The organism is Lapidilactobacillus mulanensis, from assembly GCF_003946215.1.
Taxonomy (GTDB): domain Bacteria; phylum Bacillota; class Bacilli; order Lactobacillales; family Lactobacillaceae; genus Lapidilactobacillus; species Lapidilactobacillus mulanensis.
In genome coordinates this window covers 50435-69084 of sequence record NZ_RHOW01000005.1, presented here as the reverse complement: position 1 = coordinate 69084, position 18650 = coordinate 50435, and the positions used below count along the sequence as shown (strand labels likewise).

At 44.1% G+C, this 18650-nt stretch carries 22 protein-coding genes; 1 reads left to right on the top strand and 21 read right to left on the bottom strand.

Features of this window, described 5'->3' with window-relative positions; translation table 11 throughout:
* Nucleotides 1-194: 194 nt before the first annotated feature.
* From EKM67_RS02250 to EKM67_RS02220, 7 genes are all read right to left on the bottom strand, one after another.
* Complete coding sequence (locus EKM67_RS02250; RefSeq protein WP_125576872.1) at nucleotides 195-1400, bottom strand: FtsW/RodA/SpoVE family cell cycle protein; 1206 nt, start codon at nucleotides 1398-1400, stop codon at nucleotides 195-197.
* A gap of 53 nt (nucleotides 1401-1453) precedes the next feature.
* Nucleotides 1454-1672, bottom strand: a complete 219-nt coding sequence (locus EKM67_RS02245) for a DUF2969 family protein (protein ID WP_125576870.1) — start codon at nucleotides 1670-1672, stop codon at nucleotides 1454-1456.
* 3 nt (nucleotides 1673-1675) lie between these two features.
* Nucleotides 1676-1981 carry a membrane protein insertion efficiency factor YidD gene (gene yidD, locus EKM67_RS02240; protein WP_125576868.1) on the bottom strand — a complete coding sequence of 102 codons (306 nt, stop codon included), beginning with the start codon at nucleotides 1979-1981 and terminating at the stop codon, nucleotides 1676-1678.
* Nucleotides 1982-1993: 12 nt separating this feature from the next.
* The gene (locus tag EKM67_RS02235) at nucleotides 1994-2179 is read right to left on the bottom strand and encodes a DNA-directed RNA polymerase subunit beta (protein WP_125576866.1); all 186 of its coding nucleotides are present in this window, start codon (nucleotides 2177-2179) and stop codon (nucleotides 1994-1996) included.
* A gap of 14 nt (nucleotides 2180-2193) precedes the next feature.
* Nucleotides 2194-3183, bottom strand: coding sequence for a rod shape-determining protein (gene mreB / locus EKM67_RS02230; protein ID WP_125576864.1), 990 nt, complete (start codon nucleotides 3181-3183; stop codon nucleotides 2194-2196).
* A 66-nt stretch (nucleotides 3184-3249) separates the two neighbouring features.
* Nucleotides 3250-4563 (bottom strand): UDP-N-acetylglucosamine 1-carboxyvinyltransferase, encoded by a 1314-nt coding sequence (murA, locus tag EKM67_RS02225; RefSeq protein WP_125576862.1) that lies wholly within the window; start codon nucleotides 4561-4563, stop codon nucleotides 3250-3252.
* Nucleotides 4564-4572: 9 nt separating this feature from the next.
* Nucleotides 4573-4803, bottom strand: coding sequence for a DUF1146 family protein (locus tag EKM67_RS02220; RefSeq protein ID WP_164506532.1), 231 nt, complete (start codon nucleotides 4801-4803; stop codon nucleotides 4573-4575).
* Between the two features lie 569 nt (nucleotides 4804-5372).
* Between EKM67_RS02220 and EKM67_RS02215 the strand changes: the two genes are divergently transcribed.
* Nucleotides 5373-5591, top strand: a complete 219-nt coding sequence (locus EKM67_RS02215) for a hypothetical protein (RefSeq protein WP_125576858.1) — start codon at nucleotides 5373-5375, stop codon at nucleotides 5589-5591.
* 25 nt (nucleotides 5592-5616) lie between these two features.
* Here the strand turns inward: EKM67_RS02215 and EKM67_RS02210 are convergent, their stop codons facing one another.
* The 14 genes from EKM67_RS02210 to EKM67_RS02145 form a co-directional block, all read right to left on the bottom strand.
* Nucleotides 5617-6057, bottom strand: coding sequence for a F0F1 ATP synthase subunit epsilon (locus EKM67_RS02210; protein ID WP_125576856.1), 441 nt, complete (start codon nucleotides 6055-6057; stop codon nucleotides 5617-5619).
* Nucleotides 6058-6070: 13 nt separating this feature from the next.
* Complete coding sequence (gene atpD, locus EKM67_RS02205; RefSeq protein ID WP_125576854.1) at nucleotides 6071-7486, bottom strand: F0F1 ATP synthase subunit beta; 1416 nt, start codon at nucleotides 7484-7486, stop codon at nucleotides 6071-6073.
* Nucleotides 7487-7517: 31 nt separating this feature from the next.
* Nucleotides 7518-8450, bottom strand: coding sequence for a F0F1 ATP synthase subunit gamma (locus EKM67_RS02200; protein ID WP_125576852.1), 933 nt, complete (start codon nucleotides 8448-8450; stop codon nucleotides 7518-7520).
* A 48-nt stretch (nucleotides 8451-8498) separates the two neighbouring features.
* Nucleotides 8499-10007 (bottom strand): F0F1 ATP synthase subunit alpha, encoded by a 1509-nt coding sequence (gene atpA, locus EKM67_RS02195; RefSeq protein WP_125576850.1) that lies wholly within the window; start codon nucleotides 10005-10007, stop codon nucleotides 8499-8501.
* Between the two features lie 22 nt (nucleotides 10008-10029).
* Nucleotides 10030-10581: an ATP synthase F1 subunit delta gene (gene atpH / locus EKM67_RS02190; protein WP_125576848.1), complete on the bottom strand. Its 552-nt coding sequence runs from the start codon at nucleotides 10579-10581 to the stop codon at nucleotides 10030-10032.
* Nucleotides 10568-11089: a F0F1 ATP synthase subunit B gene (gene atpF / locus EKM67_RS02185; protein ID WP_379894386.1), complete on the bottom strand. Its 522-nt coding sequence runs from the start codon at nucleotides 11087-11089 to the stop codon at nucleotides 10568-10570. The genes atpH and atpF overlap by 14 nt, the downstream gene beginning before the upstream one ends.
* A 50-nt stretch (nucleotides 11090-11139) precedes the next feature.
* The gene (gene atpE / locus EKM67_RS02180) at nucleotides 11140-11355 is read right to left on the bottom strand and encodes a F0F1 ATP synthase subunit C (protein WP_125576843.1); all 216 of its coding nucleotides are present in this window, start codon (nucleotides 11353-11355) and stop codon (nucleotides 11140-11142) included.
* 22 nt (nucleotides 11356-11377) lie between these two features.
* Nucleotides 11378-12091 carry a F0F1 ATP synthase subunit A gene (atpB, locus tag EKM67_RS02175; protein WP_125576840.1) on the bottom strand — a complete coding sequence of 238 codons (714 nt, stop codon included), beginning with the start codon at nucleotides 12089-12091 and terminating at the stop codon, nucleotides 11378-11380.
* 474 nt (nucleotides 12092-12565) lie between these two features.
* Nucleotides 12566-13195, bottom strand: coding sequence for a uracil phosphoribosyltransferase (upp, locus tag EKM67_RS02170; protein WP_125576838.1), 630 nt, complete (start codon nucleotides 13193-13195; stop codon nucleotides 12566-12568).
* Nucleotides 13196-13263: 68 nt separating this feature from the next.
* The gene (gene glyA / locus EKM67_RS02165) at nucleotides 13264-14502 is read right to left on the bottom strand and encodes a serine hydroxymethyltransferase (RefSeq protein ID WP_125576836.1); all 1239 of its coding nucleotides are present in this window, start codon (nucleotides 14500-14502) and stop codon (nucleotides 13264-13266) included.
* A 210-nt stretch (nucleotides 14503-14712) separates the two neighbouring features.
* Nucleotides 14713-15738, bottom strand: coding sequence for an L-threonylcarbamoyladenylate synthase (locus tag EKM67_RS02160; protein WP_125576834.1), 1026 nt, complete (start codon nucleotides 15736-15738; stop codon nucleotides 14713-14715).
* Between the two features lie 48 nt (nucleotides 15739-15786).
* Nucleotides 15787-16647, bottom strand: coding sequence for a peptide chain release factor N(5)-glutamine methyltransferase (gene prmC, locus EKM67_RS02155; protein ID WP_125576832.1), 861 nt, complete (start codon nucleotides 16645-16647; stop codon nucleotides 15787-15789).
* Entirely contained in the window at nucleotides 16628-17722 is a 1095-nt protein-coding gene (prfA, locus tag EKM67_RS02150; RefSeq protein ID WP_125576830.1) for a peptide chain release factor 1, read from the bottom strand. Before prfA ends, prmC begins: the two co-directional genes overlap by 20 nt.
* On the bottom strand, nucleotides 17722-18324 hold the full coding sequence (locus EKM67_RS02145; RefSeq protein ID WP_125576828.1) for a thymidine kinase: 603 nt from the start codon (nucleotides 18322-18324) through the stop codon (nucleotides 17722-17724). Before EKM67_RS02145 ends, prfA begins: the two co-directional genes overlap by 1 nt.
* Nucleotides 18325-18650 lie beyond the last annotated feature (326 nt).

Sequence of the window (18650 nt, the reverse complement as noted above, 5' to 3'; positions counted from 1 at the left end):
TCCCTCACTATTTTACTTACTTAATATTCATTATTCTAAGCCAGTCTAAAATCAATTGCAATCAATGGTTGTCGACCGAAATTCTTAAACAGAAAAAATGTGTCACGCAATGCAACCAAATAGATTGCTAAAATCCCGCTCATTTAAGCAATTAAAAAAGTTGTAAAGTCTGACTTAGATTTGACAACTTCATTTTAGAATTTTTTATCGCGATCACGACTAAACATATAACTCTTGTAGTGGAAGCGCATCGACATGATCAACCCGATCCCAATCATATTCCCCAGCAAAGCAGAACCACCTTGCGAAATAAATGGTAACGGAATCCCCGTCAGCGGCAAGAGGCCAATGCTCATGCCAATATTTTCGAAAACGTGGAATAAAATCATCATGATGACACCCGTCGAAACGTAAGCGTAGAATTCATTTTTCGTATCGAAAGTGACCTTGATCATTTGGTAGATCAACAAGAAATATAATAAGATCAGTGTACAACTCCCAAGAAAACCAAAGTTCTCGCCGATCACGGAGAAAATCATATCCGATTCACGCACAGGCACATACACACGCGACACGTTGAATCCACGTCCAGTCATGCGCCCAGAACCAATTGCTTTCATACTTTGCCACAATTGATAACCACTATTACTCGTATCTTGCGAAGGATTCAGCCAGTTATTGATCCGCTGGAATTGATACGTCTTAAACCCAAACGCACCCAACAAACTCCGGCCCCAATCAGTGGTCACCAATAAAATGGCCGACACACCAACGATCGCGACAAAAATAATAGCAGGCGCCAAAATTTTCCAGCTCACACCAGAAACCAGCACGACTCCAGCAAAAATCGCAAAGAACACCAACATGGTCCCAAAGTCATTCTGCAATTTCAGTAAAACAGCCACAGGAGCTGTCCACACCAACATCTTACCAAGTAAAATAAAATCGTTACGAACGCTATGAACCGTATATTTCGAATTGTGCTGCGTCACTACGCGACCTAGCGCTAAAATAAACGCCGGTTTCATGACCTCAGACGGCTGAAACGTAAAGCTACCAAACTTGAACCAACTTTTGGCCCCTGTCAAAGCAGCCTGCTGCTTGTCATAGAGGATTAGAACAGCAATCAATAATATAACCCCAGCGCCATAAGCATACGGGGCAATTTTCCAAAGTTGTTCGGCATCAAATTGCATGATCACAACGACTGCAATCGCGCCGATCACGTACCAAGCCACTTGCATGATCACTGCTCGTATGGGACTCGTTGAGCTTGTATCATGAGAAGTCGCGACATAAACGGCCATCATGCTGAACAGCGCCAGCATCATGATCGAAAAGAGAATGCCATAATCAATTCGGTCTGATTTTTTCTCTTCAGAATGTTTATCTTCTGGCATTGTTAACCTACCTTTTAATCCTTAAATAAATTTAATTTGAACAACAGCATTAATTAATGTTGATGTAAATTATATTGTAACAACAGATCTTGCGTTGCTTCTGACAACGTCTTATTTCGGGTCGGTTTTGATTCAGTCCCATAAAAGCTCAAAAACCGTTTATTTTCTTCGGTAATTTGTCCGATGAGTTTCCCTTTTGTCGTCTGTAATTGCCAATGTTGATCATCTTGATCGACCAACTCAACTTGAATTGGATCAATTTGCTTAGCCATGAATTACTCCTTAACCTTAGTTGTATTTGGGTGAAACTTCGCCGTAATGATCTCATCCTCATAGTCTTCAGGATGAGGATTGCGAAATATCGTAAAGAAATCAGGGACTGGATCCACGCCACCACGCACAAATGGATTGCAACGCAAAATACGGGCGATCCCCATAATTATTCCCTTGAGCGCGCCATGTTTTTGAACCGCCTGCAAAGTGTAATTAGAACACGTTGGATAATAACGACAATGCGGGCGCGACATCGGCGAAATATATTTTTGATAAATGCGGATCAACCAAATTAATAATCGTTTCAATTCGAGTCCTCCTTAACGAAGGAAATCCAGAATATGTTCCCAAGTTTGCGGTGAAAAAACCGTCAACGGATCTCCTTTGCCAGAGATGCCATAGCCGATCACGGCACCAATTAAGATGGCTAATAAAAATGCCACGATCAACCAGCCGATTTTTTTGAATGCTGAACCCGCAAACGCACTATCCATTTTAAATTTCATTTAATCGCCTCAAACTAATATTGCTGATGATTGGCAATATTTTCTAATAACATACCCGTTCCTAGGGCGACAGAATCTAATGGCTGCTCTGCTAGCACAACTGGCACTTTTAATTGATCTGAGAATAACCGATCAATGCCCCGCAACATGGCGCCACCACCGGTCAACATGATCCCGCGGTCAATAATATCCGCAGATAACTCTGGCGGTGTTTTTTCTAAAACTGCCTTAGCTGCATCGACAATACTCATCAACGTACTGTGCAGTGCCTGTTCAACTTCAACCGCATTAATTGTCACTTCATGTGGCAACCCGTCACCCAAATAGCGACCGCGAACTTCGATTTCGTCATTTTGATCTGGCTCGTAAGCAGCGCCGATCTGAATTTTAATCGTTTCAGCAGTCCGTTCACCGATCAACAGATTATGCTTCTGCTTCACAAAATTCACGATTGCAGTATCCATTTTATCACCGGCTAAGCGCAACGACTGACTCGTCACAACCTCACCCATTGACAGAACCGCAACGTCGCTCGTACCGCCACCAATATCGACAACCATATTGCCTTGTGGTTTGAAAATATCCATGCCCGCACCAACGGCAGCTACTTTAGGTTCTAACTCCAAATAAACATGACGCCCGCCAGCCGACTGTGCTGCCTGAATAATTGCTTTTTGCTCCACAGAAGTGATATTAGTTGGGCAGCAAATCAAAATGTTAGGCTTCGACATGAAGGTCTTTACGTTTAACTTGCGAATAAAATAAGTCAGCATTGCCTCGGTAATATCAAAATCGGCGATCACACCGTCTTTGAGTGGCCGAATCGCGCGAATATTTCCCGGCGTCCGTCCGACCATCTTGTAAGCATCCTCACCGACTGCAACCACACTACCCGTCGTTGTATCAATAGCCACGACGGAAGGTTCGTTTAAAACGATCCCCTTACCCCGCACGTTGATCAATACATTGGCGGTTCCTAAATCTATTCCAATATCCTTCGCCATGATTTGGCTCCTCTCGAATCTTACCCGATCATTGATACACATTAATGTGCTCAGAAAATTTATAAATTAAGCTTCTTTAGAAATAACACTCAAAACAGGCCGCTCGGTGCCATCGGCCGCAATTTCACTCCGACGAATATCTGCACCCAGAAGACTGAGCTTCTGTTGAATCAAATGATAGCCACGATCTAAGTAATGAAGTTGCCCGACTCGCGTTTCACCTTCAGCAACTAACCCCGCTAAGATCAAGGCTGCGGCAGCACGCAAATCAGTCGCTTCCACAGCGGCACCCTTTAATTGGGCACGGCCATGTAACAATACCGTGTTGCCTTCAATTTCGATTTGCGCATTCATGCGGCGTAATTCGTCAACATGCATGAACCGATTTTCAAAAACCGTTTCGTTCATGATGCTAGTTCCATCGGCCATCAATTGGGCAATCGTCATTTGTGGTTGCATATCAGTTGGAAAACCTGGATGCGGTAAAGTCTTCACATTTACCGGAATGAGCTTCTCCGGCCCGATCACACGCACGCCTTGATCGTGTTCTTCAATTACAACGCCCATCTCCGTTAATTTTGAAATCAACGGACGATTATGTGCGGCAATCGCATCTTTGATCAAGACATCGCCCTGCGTGATTGCGGCGGCCACCATGAAGGTGCCCGCTTCAATTCGATCTTGTACAACTTGATGAACTGCGCCGTGTAATTCAGGAACACCGACAACTTTGATTGTTTCTGTACCCGCACCAGAAATCTGTGCGCCCATCTCACTTAAAAACATGGCGAGATCAACAATTTCTGGTTCGCGTGCAGCGTTATCGATATAAGTGGTTCCCTCAGCTAGGGTTGCAGCCATCATAATATTTTCGGTCGCACCGACACTGGGGAAATCCAAATAAATCGGTGCACCAATCAATTTGCGTGCTTCGGCCTCAATGAAGCCCCCGTTTTGTACGATATGAGCCCCTAATTGTCGCAGGCCTTTCAAATGGAGATCGATGGGACGAGAACCAATTGCGCAACCACCGGGCATGGCCACCTTCGCATGCCCTAAACGTGTCAACAATGGACCGAGTACAACAATCGATGCCCGCATCTTAGAAACAAGCTCAAATGACGCTTCCGAAGTTAGCGAGTCTTGAGCATCAATCAGCATTGTTGAATCATTTTCATTGAAATTAGTTTTGACATTTAATGCTTCAAGGACTGCCTTCATGGTCAAGACGTCTGCGAGAATTGGCACACTCTCAATTCGATTAACACCCTTTGTCGCAAGAATTGCAGCGGCCATGATCGGTAATACGGCATTCTTGGCGCCATCGATTTCAACTGTTCCACGCAGGCGATTCCCGCCGTTAATGATGATTTCTTCCATCGTGACCCCTTAATATCCGAATAGGACGTTCTGCAAATTCATAATAACCGACAATAAAAATGAACTGACCATGTAACCCAACGCGATTGCGATAAATAATTTCAAGATACGGCTCTTAGCTTCTTGGCGCTCTCGAAAAAAAACGTCGAAACGAACAACCGACAAAGTCTGATATGCTAAATAAACAAAGAACAAATGACTAATAATTGTAAATAATGCTTGTAAATTAACCGAGTTCATGGTCATTCCTCCGATAGTATTCTTGTCTAAGTTTATCATACCTACTAATGATTTTGCGGTTTGAAAATCTATTTAGCAAAAAAATAATGAATTAAATCGATCGGATAAAAAAATCTGTGAAGTCTGCAATGTCTAATTAAATAATTGAGTTGGATAATAATCGGAAAAGTTGAAAGACTCTTGATCTACCTTCGGCAGAAGTTGCTCCAGAAAATTGGGCTATTGCTGTGGCGGATAGCTCTCAGCCAATTAAAAACCAAATTGTCTTCGAGCACGATTTGAGCCTTTTCCGAAACCCACGCAAAAGTCTCAAATACGCCGCCTGCTGTACTGGCCCCCACGGCGCAAACGATGTCATTATCCGTAACTCACAAAGTTCGAACGGCTAAAGCAAATTCGCAAAACCCGCTCATTAACACCAGTGTCACTGCAATTGCCCAATTTTCTTCCGCAACTTCTGCCTAAACTTATTTTATTCAGTGAATAACCAGAATAACAAGGTTTCTCAAATCAATTATTTTAATTAGCATTCAAAACTTACTAGTATGCTTGAATAGACGAGGCAAAATTTGTGGTGGGAACTGGGACTTGCAGTGGTGATTTTGTTAATGAGCGGTTTTGGCGAATTTACAAAATGGGAAAATGTGAGATCCGGCGGTTTTCCGGAGCCCACATTTCAGGCGGAAGAATTTCCGTACTTTGGAAATCCTGCAGCCGTCCCCACAGCAGTTTCCCAGTTCCCACCACAAATTTTGCCGGAACCAACGAAAAAAGCAAGACAGTTTTAACTGTCTTGCCCTCTTATTTAAAAATTTAATATCTCCGATGCTTCGAGACATTGATTCGATTGATCGCACGATTCAAAGCAATCTGAGCACGATTAATTTCATCAGTATCATGTTTCTCTTCGGCAGCTTTGATTTTCTCTTCGGCCCGTTCACGCGCACGTTGAGCACGTGTTAAGTCAATATTACGAGAACGTTCAGCACTATCGGCAACAATAGAAGCAACATTATTGTTAACTTCCAAGAAGCCACCGTTGACTGCGATTGCATCCTCATGATCTGGATCATCGGTTCGTTTAACCCGAACCTCACCAATTTTAAGAGGTGCAATGATCGGTTCATGGTTTGCCATGATACCTAGATCACCATCGATCGCACACACAACAACCAAGTTAGCATGGTGATCATAGACAACACCATCCGGCGTCACGATATTAACGGTTACTACTTTTTTGGTATTTTCCGCCATCGCTCATGCCTCCTTACTTGCTTTGATGATGGTAACCCATTTTTTCAGCTTTAGCGACGACTTCTTCAATTTTACCAACACTACGGAAGGCATCTTCGGGAAGATCATCATATTCGCCGTCGAGGATTGCTTTAAATCCGGCAACCGTATCTTTAACTGGAACATAAGATCCTGGTTGGCCAGTAAAGGCTTCGGCAACGTAGAAGTTTTGAGATAAGAAGAATTGGATCTTACGAGCACGAGCAACTAAGATCTTCTCGTCATCAGACAATTCATCCATACCCAAAATCGAAATGATATCTTGTAATTCACGATATCGCTGCAAAACATGCTGTACTTCAGTGGCAACTTGATAATGTTCTTCACCAACAGTCTCAGGATCCAACGCACTCGAAGAGGATTCGAGTGGATCCACGGCTGGATAAATACCTTGCTCAACTAATCGACGTTCCAAGTTAGTTGTTGCGTCCAAATGGGCGAAAGTTGTCGCTGGCGCAGGATCAGTATAATCATCGGCAGGAACATAAATGGCTTGAATAGAAGTGACAGAACCCTTCTTAGTTGAAGTGATCCGCTCTTGTAATTGACCCATTTCTGTTGCTAATGTTGGCTGATAACCAACGGCTGAAGGCATCCGTCCGAGTAAGGCTGAAACTTCTGAACCGGCTTGCGTGAAACGGAAAATGTTATCGATGAACAACAACACATCCTGACCTTCAACATCACGGAAGTATTCCGCAATCGTTAATCCAGTCAACGCAACCCGCATCCGGGCACCAGGCGGCTCGTTCATCTGACCAAAGACCATGGCCGTCTTTTCGAGAACACCTGAACCTTTCATTTCAAAATACAAGTCGTTACCTTCACGAGTACGTTCACCGACACCAGTAAAGACTGAAATACCACCATGTTCTTCGGCAATATTATGAATCAATTCCTGGATCAAGACGGTTTTACCAACACCGGCACCGCCGAACAAGCCGACTTTACCACCACGAACATATGGTGCTAGTAAATCAATAACTTTGATCCCTGTTTCCAGAATCTCTGAACTTGTACTTAAATCCTTGAAATCTGGCGCTGGCTTATGAATGCCATCGCGCCGGAAGTCTGCTGGGAACTTAGGCCCACTATCAATTGTTTCGCCTAAAACATTAAACACACGCCCCAGAGTTTCCTTACCGACTGGAACGGAAATAGGTCCACCGGTATCAGCGACTTCAGTACCACGTTGCAAGCCGTCAGTAGACTCCATGGCGATCGTGCGCATTATGCCATCGCCAAGTTCAAGGGCGACTTCTAAGATAACCGTCGACTTATCAGGCTTGGTTACTTTTAATGCTGAGTTAATGTCAGGTAAGCCTTCGTCGAGTGGAAACTCAACGTCGACAACTGGTCCAATAACTTGAACAATATGACCAACACTCATGTGTCTTAATTCCTCCCATCTTAATCATTTATCATTCTAGAGCTGCAGCGCCACCAACAATTTCAGTTAATTCAGTGGTAATTTGTGCCTGACGCGCACGATTCAATTGGGTCGAAAGATCCTTGATCATGTTGTTCGCGTTGTCTGTTGCGCTCTTCATCGCAGTCATCGAAGACGCGTGTTCAGCGGTTTTAGCATCCATGATCGAGCCGAAGATCAAGCTTTCTGCGTACTGCGGTAAAATTGCGTTTAAGGCAGCATCGACAGATGGATCAGCTAAATATTCGGTCGCTTCTGAATTTTGAACACGATCTGTGTCTAAATCTGTGATCGGCAACATTTTTTCAGCGCGAAATGCAGACGTTAGTGAATTGACATGGTGATTGTAACAAACGTAAAGTTCATCGAAGACGCCATCATCAAACATTGTGACAATGGTCTTGACGATTCCACGGACTTCATCAAATGAAGGCATGTCACTCACACCACGGTATTCGTAAGCTAATTGGACGTCGCGGGCTTTGAAGAAATCAGCACCCATTCCACCAATCGCCATGACTGCATAGTCATCAGGGTTTTTATGATCATTTAAAATTTCCATAACTGAACGTAAAACATTACTGTTGTAGCCACCAACTAGGCCACGATCACTAGTGATCACGAGATAGCCGGTTTTCTCAACAGGGCGCTCAACTAATAGGTTGTTCAACGAGAGAACATCCTCTTCAGTTGTACCAGTCTTACTTTGAGCATGCTGACGCATAGCTGCTAGTTCTAAAACTTTGTTAGCGGCAAGATGGGTGACAATCTCACGGATTTTCTTGGCATAAACTTGATAATTCTGCGACTTATCTTCAAGCTTAATCAACTTTGAGCCGGAGACCATCTGCATGGCACTTGTGATTTGACCAGTTTTTTTCGTTGATGCGATCCGTCGTTTAATATCAATCGTAGATTCAGCCAATTTTTCACCACTCCTTGCTAACTTTTATAGTCATTCAACTATCTTCAATTACTTATTGGCAACGAAACCATCACTGAACGCTTTAACGGCTGCGCTCAGCTTTTCATCGTCGGGTAAATTGCCGGTTGTGCGGATCGTCTCGAGCAAGTCGGCATGACTGCTTTCGAAATAATCGAACATTTCGTTCTGATAACGAAGAATATCATCCACCGGAACACTATCCAAATAGCCCTTTGTCAAGGCATACAAGATAATTACTTGTTTCTCAGCAGGCAATGGTTGATGTAATGGTTGTTTCAGAACTTCGACCGTCCGACGACCACGGTTCAACTTAGCTTGCGTTGCTTCATCAAGGTCAGAACCAAATTGTGCAAAGGATTCCAACTCACGATACGAAGCCAAATCCACCCGCAAGGTCCCAGCAACTTTCTTCATTGCCTTGATCTGTGCGGCACCACCGACACGAGAGACAGAAGCCCCGGCATCCATGGCAGGACGTGTACCTGAATAGAACAGGTCACTTTCCAAGAAAATCTGACCATCAGTAATTGAAATAACGTTAGTAGGAATATAGGCGGCATTATCTCCGGCTTGTGTTTCGATGATCGGCAAGGCAGTCATAGAACCTGCACCAAGCTCATCACTCAACTTTGCAGAACGTTCGAGTAAACGTGAGTGCAAATAGAAAATATCACCGGGATAAGCTTCACGACCAGGCGGACGACGGAGCAGCAAGGATATTTCACGATATGAGGCTGCTTGCTTGCTCAAATCATCAAAGATGATCAGAACATGCTTGCCACGATACATGAATTCCTCGCCCATTGCAGAACCTGCATATGGTGCGATGTAAAGTAATGGTGCGGGTTCACTAGGTCCGGCTTCGACAACAATTGTATAATCCAATGCGCCGAATCGACGAAGTGTTTCAACTTGGGTACGAACAGTCGATTCCTTTTGACCAATCGCGACATAAATACAAATCATATTTTGTCCCTTTTGATTCAAAATTGTATCGATTGCGATCGAAGTCTTACCTGTTTTACGGTCACCAATGATCAACTCACGCTGACCACGACCGATCGGTACCAAGGCATCAATTGCCTTCAACCCTGTTTGTAAAGGTTGAGAGACTGACTGACGTTGCATGACACCTGGTGCTGGAGACTCGATTGGACGCGTCTTATCTGTCTTGATAGGACCATTGCCATCAACTGGTTGGCCTAACGGATTAACAACACGACCGATCATGGCCTCACCGACAGGAACTTCCATGATCCGTCCCGTCCGTTTGACGGTATCGCCTTCGCGAATATCATCAAACTTACCAAGAACGATAATACCAACATCATTGGTTTCCAAGTTTTGGGCAATCCCATATGAACCATTTGAAAATTCTAGTAACTCACTAGACATAACATTATCAAGCCCATGGGCACGAGCGATACCATCACCAACATAAGTGACTGTACCAACTTCTTCGACCTTGAGTTGATCTTGATAATTTGCTAGCTGTTGTTTAATTAATGCACTAATTTCTTCAGCTTTGATGCTCAACCGATTCACCTCACTTTTTATCTTATTTCACTGGCTGAGCTAATAACTCACGAATCCGATTCAGCTTAGTCCGCACACTACCGTCAATGCGACGATCTTGTGCTTGTAATATCACGCCACCCTTGATCGATTCATCGACCACGTTAGTAACGGACGCACTCTGACCAGAAAAACGTACCAAATATGCTGCACTGACCTGCTTAAGCTGCTCATCACTCATTGGTACGGCAGTTGTAACAGAAATCAACACGCGACCATTTGCTTGATCGTATAAACGCTCGAATTCATCAATGATAAATTCAATATCGTTCATGCGATGATAATCAAATACGATCTGCAAGAAATCTTGTAACGTTTGCGAAAAATTCGGTTTTATAACAACCAGAAGTTTTCGCTTATCTGGTAATGCTAAACGTGAATCAGATAAAATATTACCCAAATCAGGACAATTGACAAATACTTTTCGTAGCGTCAATAATTCTGAGTAAATACTATCTGCGGATTGTTGCTCCGTTGCGTACTCGAAAAGAGCTTTGGCATAACGTTTGCCAATTGTAAATTTATCTAGTTTCATCAGCGCTCGTCAACCCCTTAATATAGGCATCGATCAAGTCCTTTTGATCTGAAACACTCAATTCTTTGCCAATCAACTTTTCAGCAATATCTACAGAAATCTGGGCAACATCATTACGTGCGCTATTCAATGCTTCAGTACGAGCCTGCTGTGCATCCTCGCGCGCTTTAGTCTTGACGCTTTCAGCATCACTTTGTGCAGCATCCAAAATCACTTGACGCCGCTTCTCACCATTGACTTTCGCCGTGTTCACGATCTGAATTGCTTCAGATTTTGAATTTTTCAATTCTGATTGACGTTGTGCTGCCATTTTTTCTGCTTGTGCACGTGAAGTCTCGGCGCCATCTAAATCTGCATTGATTTTTTTGGCACGATCATCCATCATCTTCGTTACTGGTCCCCAAGCAAAGTGCTTAACGAGAAGCAACAACAGAATAAATACAACTAGCAAAAATAGCGAATCGCCTAAGCTAGCAACATCAATTGCAGCAATGACTGATCCATTCATCATGAATAACGCTCCCTTCTTCTAAGATTTGAAACAAAACTTTCTTGGTCTTAGACAAAGAGAATTAAGAAAGCAACAACGATAGCTAAGATAGGAACGGCTTCAATCAAACCAACACCAACAAACATTGTACTTCTCAATGTGCCGGCGATTTCTGGCTGACGTGCCATACTTTCAACAGTCTTTGAAATAACTTTGGCGTTACCATAAGAAGTAGCGAGTGCAGCGAGCCCTGCGGCAAGTGCTGCGGCAATATATTTAGACATTTATAAAATTCCTCCTAATTTTTTACTCTTCACGTTCTAATTTACGTGAAAAATAGACACACGATAGAATCGAAAATACGTAAGCCTGAATGGCCCCGATAAAGACAGAAAATCCTTGCCAGATCATTGTCATTGGTGCCGCAAGAACGACACTAACAACGCCCATACTGTTTGCCACCATGATCAGTAACCCGATCAACACTTCACCGGCATAAATATTACCGTAAAGTCGTAATGACAGTGTCAAAAAGTTGGTAAACTCTTCGATCAAGTTGACTGGCAACAAGAAACTGACCGGGCTTGCAAAATTATGCAGATAACCCTTGAACCCAAACTTTTGCACCGAGAAATAATGTGACATTAGTAAAGTGATCATTGCTAATGGCATCGTCACCATTGGATCGGCGGTTGGTGACTTCGTAAATGTGAACCCATTGACCCTGACTTGGAAGAATAATCCCAAGATATTTGCAAACAGGATAAAGGTAAACAATACAAAAATGTAAAAATAAAAGGGCTTGCCCTCATCACCAGGCATGATCGACTTCACAATACCATTCGTAAAATCAATCAAATACTCTAAGACATTCTGTCCTTTTCCCGGTTTAACTGTCAATTTCCGTGAAAGCAGAAATGTAAACAGGAAAACTAATAATGCCGTGACTAAAATTGAAAGACAATTGGCAACATTGAAACGTAGGCCAATGAATGTTAGGTATTGATACTTGCTCTCCAAAGCGCGCCTCCTTCCCAATCAATTCGAACATTTAGAGCCAGTATAACGAGGCTAATCCTTGATAAGTGTCCTGAAAAAGCGACGCCAATCAAAAATTAATCGTACCTTATACCAAACCCAAAACTGTGTCTCAACCAATAAACATAGTTACAAAAACACAAAGTCCATAGTATCACCATTAAAAGTAAAACTCAAAGGAAAGTTTTCAGAGTGCGAAGTGCAACGGGTGAAAATGAGGATTAACGCGACTCATTCAAAAATCCGCTTTTGGATTTCTGAATGAGTTCGTTAACCGGAATTTTCAGTTGCACTGAGCACGTTTCAGCCAGAATGCGAACGACCATGGGTTGAAAATGAGGATTAACTTCGACTAACACTGAAATCTGGTTTTAGATTTTAGTGTTAGTCAAGTTAACCGGAATTTTCAATGGTCGCATGCACGTTTCCTCATAGACTTCGGTGAATTGAACTGATTTATTTGGTCCCGAACAATCGATCACCGGCATCTCCGAGACCTGGGAAAATATAGCCGTTGTCAGTCAGTTTCTCATCGAGCGCTGCTGCATAGATATCAACGTCCGGATGAGCCTCTTGAACTGCACGAACGCCTTCTGGAGCGGCAACTAAGACAACCAAGCGCATATTATGTGCACCACGTTTCTTCAGCGCATCAATTGCCATGTTGGCAGAACCACCGGTTGCAAGCATTGGATCGACGATAAACAAATCACGTTGGTCGATATCTGGTGGCATTTTAACGAAGTATTCATGAGGTTCCAAAGTCTTCTCATCACGATACATCCCAATATGACCAACTTTTGCGGCTGGAATCAACTCCAACACGCCATCGACCATACCAAGACCAGCACGTAGAATTGGCACAACAGCCAGCTTCTTGCCTGCCAACTGCTTTTGGACCGTCTTGCCCATTGGCGTCTCAATTTCAACATCATCTAAGGGTAGATCACGAGTGATTTCATAGACCATTAATTCGGCGATTTCATTTGCAACTTCACGAAAAACCTTCGTACCCGTTGACTTATCTCGAATAATTGTCAATTTGTGCTGAATCAAGGGGTGATTCAAAACGGTAAATTTCCCCATACTTTTGCCACCTTTCATTTTTTAAATCATATCAATGATAATCTAGTTTTCAGTAAATTGCTACTAGATTAAGACCAATTTATCGGAAAACTTTCTGCAAAAGCCGTGATTTCGTGATGAAGCGCATTTATTCTTGTTTCATTGTCGCGTGACTTGATCACGTCGATAATGAATTCAGCAACTTTTCGCGAATCATTTTCTTTCATGCCACGCGTTGTGATTGCTGGCGTACCAATACGCACACCACTGGCTTTAAACGGCCCGTTTTTCTCAAAAGGAATCGTGTTCTTATTCAAGGTGATCTGCACGCTGTCTAGCAATTCTTGAACGTCGCGGCCGAATAAGCCGGTCTTGGTGACATCAAGTAAGAAAAGATGATTATCGGTTCCACCCGCCACAACTCGGAAAGTTGGATCCGCTTGAAAAACGTCAACCATAGCTTGGGCGTTCTGAACGATTTGCTGAGAATAAGTGCTAAATTCAGGCTGCAGATCTTCGCCAAACGCAATTGCCTTCGCCGCGATCACGTGTTCTAATGGGCCACCCTGCGTGCCCGGGAAAACCGTCGAATCAATTGCCTTGGCATATTTTGCCTTAGCCAAGATCAAGCCGCCACGCGGACCGCGCAAAGTTTTGTGCGTCGTGGACGTGACCACATCGCAATACGGAATGGGGCTGGGATGAACACCCGCCGCAACTAAGCCAGCAATGTGCGCCATGTCGACCATTAACAATGCGCCAACACTGTCGGCAATTTCACGGAACTTTGCAAAATCGATGGTGCGACTATACGCGGACGCACCGGCAACAATCAGTTTTGGCTGAACTTGCTGGGCAATCTTGGCAATTTCATCGTAATTCAACTGTTCTGTTTGGGGATCTACGCCGTAACTGTGAAAATCATAAGTTTGACCACTGAAATTCACCGGTGAACCATGTGTTAAATGTCCGCCGGCAGTGAGATCCATACCCAAAACGGTGTCACCTGGTTTCAACAGCGAGCGATAAACTGCCTCGTTAGCTTGGGATCCAGAATGTGGCTGTACGTTTGCATATTCGGCGCCAAATAGTTGCTTCGCACGATCGATGGCCAGTGTTTCCACCTGATCGATATACTCACAACCGCCATAAAAACGGCGACCAGGATATCCTTCTGCGTATTTATTCGTCAAAACACTGCCTTGTGCACGACAAACCGCTTCAGAAACAACATTTTCAGAAGCAATTAATTCAATGTTCTGGCGTTGGCGTTGTTCCTCTCGATGAATTGCTTGCCAAACTGCTTGATCTTTCTCGATGAATGTCATTGACAGACCCCCTTTTGCCCCATTATACCGATTATGCTGGCCGTTCGAAAGTAAAATCGACTATTTGCCAATTCTAAAAGCAAGCCTGATAACGGGGCTTATTTTACGATAAAAAAAGTCTGAATCGAACGGCTCAAAATCACCTTCGATTCAGACTCTTGATCTATTCATATTTTTAGTGAAACTGCTTGCCCTATCTTGAATTCGAATCTAGCGGGTCGATTCGCCGTAATATTGACCGCCCGCAGATTTCTTCAGGCGATTCATATAAGCGATTCCTAAGCCGTCTTCGTCAACCCCGGCCGCCAAAATCAGATCGATCTCAGGTTGATCATCGAACCAACGCAATCCTGAGAAAAGTTGATGGCTGGCAGTGCTGATGTCAGTTCCCAATGAAAATGTAACCACTTGATCACTCGCCGCAATTGATGCCAACTGATCGTCAAATGCCAGCACGCCAAACTTGGTAGGATGTTGTTGCTGCGTTTCTCGAACAGCATTCGCAAAATCAACGGTTGGTTTAACAATGAGAACTTGCGCAGCTGGCGCGTAGTGTTTGTATTTCATTCCCGGAGCCTTGGGCGTTTCATTCGCACCAACGTGATGCTGCTCGGTATCGACAACGCCCAGAACCGGCGTCAAATCTGCGGCATCGTAATATCCGGGACGCAAAATTGCCGCGGGTGTGACACTTAAGTCCACTACTGTCGATTCCAAGCCGACTTGAGTAGGACCATCATCCAAAATTCCAGCAATTTTCCCGTTCAAATCATGATAAACGTGTTGCGCCAAAGTTGGGCTAGGTTTCCCCGATGTATTCGCAGAAGGACCGACGATCGGCGTTCCCGTTTCTTTGATCAGTTCCAACGTCGCCTGATTCTTCGGCATCCGAAACGCAGCCGTGTGCAACCCACCAGTCACAGTCGCAGAAAGTGACCCCGGTTGTAATGGCAAAATAATCGTCAAGGGACCCGGCCAAAAATTTGTCATTAACTTCTCAGCTAATTCATTTTTTAGTGCATATTTCCAAACCATTTCCGGTGAGCAGACCGTTACGATCAACGGATTATCACTTGGACGCCCTTTGGCTGCATAAACGCCACGAACCGCCGCTTCATTATCGACGATCGCGCCCAGTCCATAGACCGTTTCTGTAGGGAAAGCAACCAAATTTCCGGCCCGCAATTGTGCGGCAGCTTCCGGAATATCTTGCTGCGTATAAATTTTTGTTTCCATAATATATATTCGCCTCTGAAGTTTCCTATCTGATTAATTGATGCCCATTTATATAGAAGAAGATGATAACGACACGCGCACCATTCGCGGCCAATCCGCCATGTCGTGACGAATCTCCACTTGAGCTTGTGGTAAGGACGCCTGGAAAATCTGCTGGATCGCAGGTGCTTGTTGATAGCCAAATTCCATAAACAGGCTGCCCGACTTAACTAAGTATTCACTAACAGTTGTCGCAATCTGCTCATAAAATGCTAAGCCGTTATTCTTGGCAAACAACGCCGTCGCCGGTTCGTAATGTAGCACCGAATAATCCATCACCGCTTTTTCACTCTCGGCAATATACGGCGGATTCGAAACGATCACGTCGAATTTTTGTGGCTGCGTTAACGCTGCCCACAAATCGCCTTGACAAAAAGTGATCGGTAAATTTAAATCCTGCGCGTTTTGCTGAGCCACGGTCAAGGCATCCGCACTAATATCGGTGGCGGTTACGGAACTATTTGGGAATCGTCGTTTCAATGCTAAGGCAATCGCGCCACTGCCCGTGCCAATATCGAGGATTTTCAATGGTGCTGGTGCGTCATAACTCTCGCTGATCCACGCAACTAATTCTTCGGTCTCCGGCCGCGGGATCAACGTTGCCGAATTGACGCGCAATTGCAGCCCGTCAAACCAGGCATGCCCTAATAAATATTGTGCTGGTAACCCCGTCGCTAATTTCTCGACGTCTTGTTGAAATTGTTGCCAAACTGCAGTCGGTATTGCCTGACGTTCGTTCAGCAATAGATTGGTCTTGCGCCAATTCAAGCGCTCCATCAGCACGTACTCGGCCGATTCGGGATCTAATTGATGTTCTTTTAACAATAAAAAAGCCCATTGCAGGGCCTGATTATAGTTGGTTGGCGTCATCGGAAATTTGCTCCAGCTTCTTGGTCTGATCGGAAACGATCAGCGCATCGATAACTTCGCCTAAATCGCCATTCATGATCCGATCTAATTTGTTCAAAGTCAACCCGATACGATGATCTGTGACCCGGTTTTGTGGATAATTATAAGTTCGGATCCGTTCAGAACGATCGCCCGTACCAACGGCTGATTTACGGTTGGCATCGTATTCGCTTTGATTCTGACCTTCATAATAATCATAAACACGTGAACGCAAAATTTGCATTGCTTTTTCACGGTTTTGTTGCTGCGAACGCTGATCCTGCATGGCCACCACGATTCCAGAAGGCAAATGGGTCATCCGGACGGCAGAAGAGGTCTTATTAATATGCTGACCACCAGCACCAGATGAACGATACACATCGACACGAATATCTTTCGGATCGATATCGATATCGACCGAATCATATTCAGGCATCACGGCGACCGTGGCAGTTGACGTGTGAACGCGGCCTTGCGATTCCGTTGAAGGGATCCGCTGAACGCGGTGCGCCCCATTTTCGTACTTGAGTTTCGAATAAACGTTGTCACCGGTGATCATCACGGCCACTTCTTTAAAACCGCCAACTTCAGTTCGGTTCTCATCGACGATCTCGAATTGCCAGTTTTGTCGTTCGGCGTAATGATGATACATATCTAATAAATCGCTGGCGAACAAAGAAGCCTCGTCACCACCGGCAGCCCCGCGGATCTCCATGATGATATTCTTATCATCGTTGGGATCTGTCGGCAGCATCAGCACTTTGATATCTTCTTCTAATTGATCGCGTTCAGCCGTCAAATCAGCCATGTCTTCCTTAGCTAAATCCGTCAGTTCTTTGTCGTCACTCTGGCGAATGATCTGATCATTGTCTTTGATGCCTTGGCTGACTTCGCGATAATGTTTATATTTATTGACGATTTCCGCCATGCTGGCTGCTTCTTTAGAAACTTCCAGATAACGTTTCGTGTTGCCAATGACTTCCGGATCGGCCATCATTTCGGTCAATTCATCGTAACGATCGATCAAGCCATCTAATTGTGCTAAAATCTTGTCCATTATTGACCTTCTTTCTCAGTATTTTGAATATCTTTAAGTATTGGATGATTATAATGCTGACGACAAACGGGATAGTAAGATTCATTGCCGCCGATTTGAACTTGGGCGCCTTCATAAACCGGCTTACCATCATGGATCCGCAAATTCATTGTCGCTTTACGATGACAAAACCAGCAAATCGTCTTGATCTCTTCGAATTTATCTGCATAAAGCAATAAATAATGGGAGCCTTCGAATAACTCATTGCGAAAATCGTTCTTGAGCCCAAAAGTCATCACCGGAATATTCAAAGCGTCCACGATCTGTGCAGCTTCCAACACGTGATGTTTCTGCAGAAACTGGGCTTCATCGATCAACACACAAGCGGCGTCAGGATTTAATTCTTGAACACGATCAAAAATATTGGTCTCCGCAAAAATGGGCTCAGCTTTCCGACGCAAGCCCATGCGGCTCGAAACGTAGCCAACACCATCACGAGAATCGACGCCGCTGGTCATGAGGATCACTGATTTATTTTCTTCTTCATAATTATGTGCGACTTTCAAAATATCAATTGTTTTGCCTGAATTCATCGCACCATAGCGAAAGAATAATTGCGCCATTCTATTCTGCCTCCAAATTTTGATTACCGCTTTTTAGTATAACCGAAAAATGACCAATTGCCTAGTTGTAGCTCGTTAGATTTAGAGTTGAGAACGCGAATTAACGGCTGATTCTGTCTCTACGCTTGAAGTTGCGCCTTTGAAAATATGGCCGTGAATAAGTTGGTAAAAATTAACCACACGCTCGCGATGACCAATCGGTTCTGGTAAATCGATGACGCCAAATCGACTTTGCTAAATCCATTACACTAAATTGTGTTTCCAAGGTTTCCCGAAGAATTCCGTCGATTTGCAAAGTATGGTAGAATATAGCAGTACTAATTCTG

What these genes read in the sequence shown, in the direction of transcription:
- EKM67_RS02250 (WP_125576872.1), bottom strand. Translation starts at nt 1,400, where the DNA reads ATGCCAGAAGATAAACATTCTGAAGAGAAAAAATCAGACCGAATTGAT.
- EKM67_RS02245 (WP_125576870.1), bottom strand. Translation starts at nt 1,672, where the DNA reads ATGGCTAAGCAAATTGATCCAATTCAAGTTGAGTTGGTCGATCAAGAT.
- EKM67_RS02235 (WP_125576866.1), bottom strand. Translation starts at nt 2,179, where the DNA reads ATGAAATTTAAAATGGATAGTGCGTTTGCGGGTTCAGCATTCAAAAAA.
- mreB (WP_125576864.1), bottom strand. Translation starts at nt 3,183, where the DNA reads ATGGCGAAGGATATTGGAATAGATTTAGGAACCGCCAATGTATTGATC.
- murA (WP_125576862.1), bottom strand. Translation starts at nt 4,563, where the DNA reads ATGGAAGAAATCATCATTAACGGCGGGAATCGCCTGCGTGGAACAGTT.
- EKM67_RS02220 (WP_164506532.1), bottom strand. Translation starts at nt 4,803, where the DNA reads ATGAACTCGGTTAATTTACAAGCATTATTTACAATTATTAGTCATTTG.
- EKM67_RS02210 (WP_125576856.1), bottom strand. Translation starts at nt 6,057, where the DNA reads ATGGCGGAAAATACCAAAAAAGTAGTAACCGTTAATATCGTGACGCCG.
- atpD (WP_125576854.1), bottom strand. Translation starts at nt 7,486, where the DNA reads ATGAGTGTTGGTCATATTGTTCAAGTTATTGGACCAGTTGTCGACGTT.
- atpH (WP_125576848.1), bottom strand. Translation starts at nt 10,581, where the DNA reads ATGAAACTAGATAAATTTACAATTGGCAAACGTTATGCCAAAGCTCTT.
- atpF (WP_379894386.1), bottom strand. Translation starts at nt 11,089, where the DNA reads ATGAATGGATCAGTCATTGCTGCAATTGATGTTGCTAGCTTAGGCGAT.
- atpE (WP_125576843.1), bottom strand. Translation starts at nt 11,355, where the DNA reads ATGTCTAAATATATTGCCGCAGCACTTGCCGCAGGGCTCGCTGCACTC.
- upp (WP_125576838.1), bottom strand. Translation starts at nt 13,195, where the DNA reads ATGGGGAAATTTACCGTTTTGAATCACCCCTTGATTCAGCACAAATTG.
- glyA (WP_125576836.1), bottom strand. Translation starts at nt 14,502, where the DNA reads ATGACATTCATCGAGAAAGATCAAGCAGTTTGGCAAGCAATTCATCGA.
- EKM67_RS02160 (WP_125576834.1), bottom strand. Translation starts at nt 15,738, where the DNA reads ATGGAAACAAAAATTTATACGCAGCAAGATATTCCGGAAGCTGCCGCA.
- prmC (WP_125576832.1), bottom strand. Translation starts at nt 16,647, where the DNA reads ATGACGCCAACCAACTATAATCAGGCCCTGCAATGGGCTTTTTTATTG.
- prfA (WP_125576830.1), bottom strand. Translation starts at nt 17,722, where the DNA reads ATGGACAAGATTTTAGCACAATTAGATGGCTTGATCGATCGTTACGAT.
- EKM67_RS02145 (WP_125576828.1), bottom strand. Translation starts at nt 18,324, where the DNA reads ATGGCGCAATTATTCTTTCGCTATGGTGCGATGAATTCAGGCAAAACA.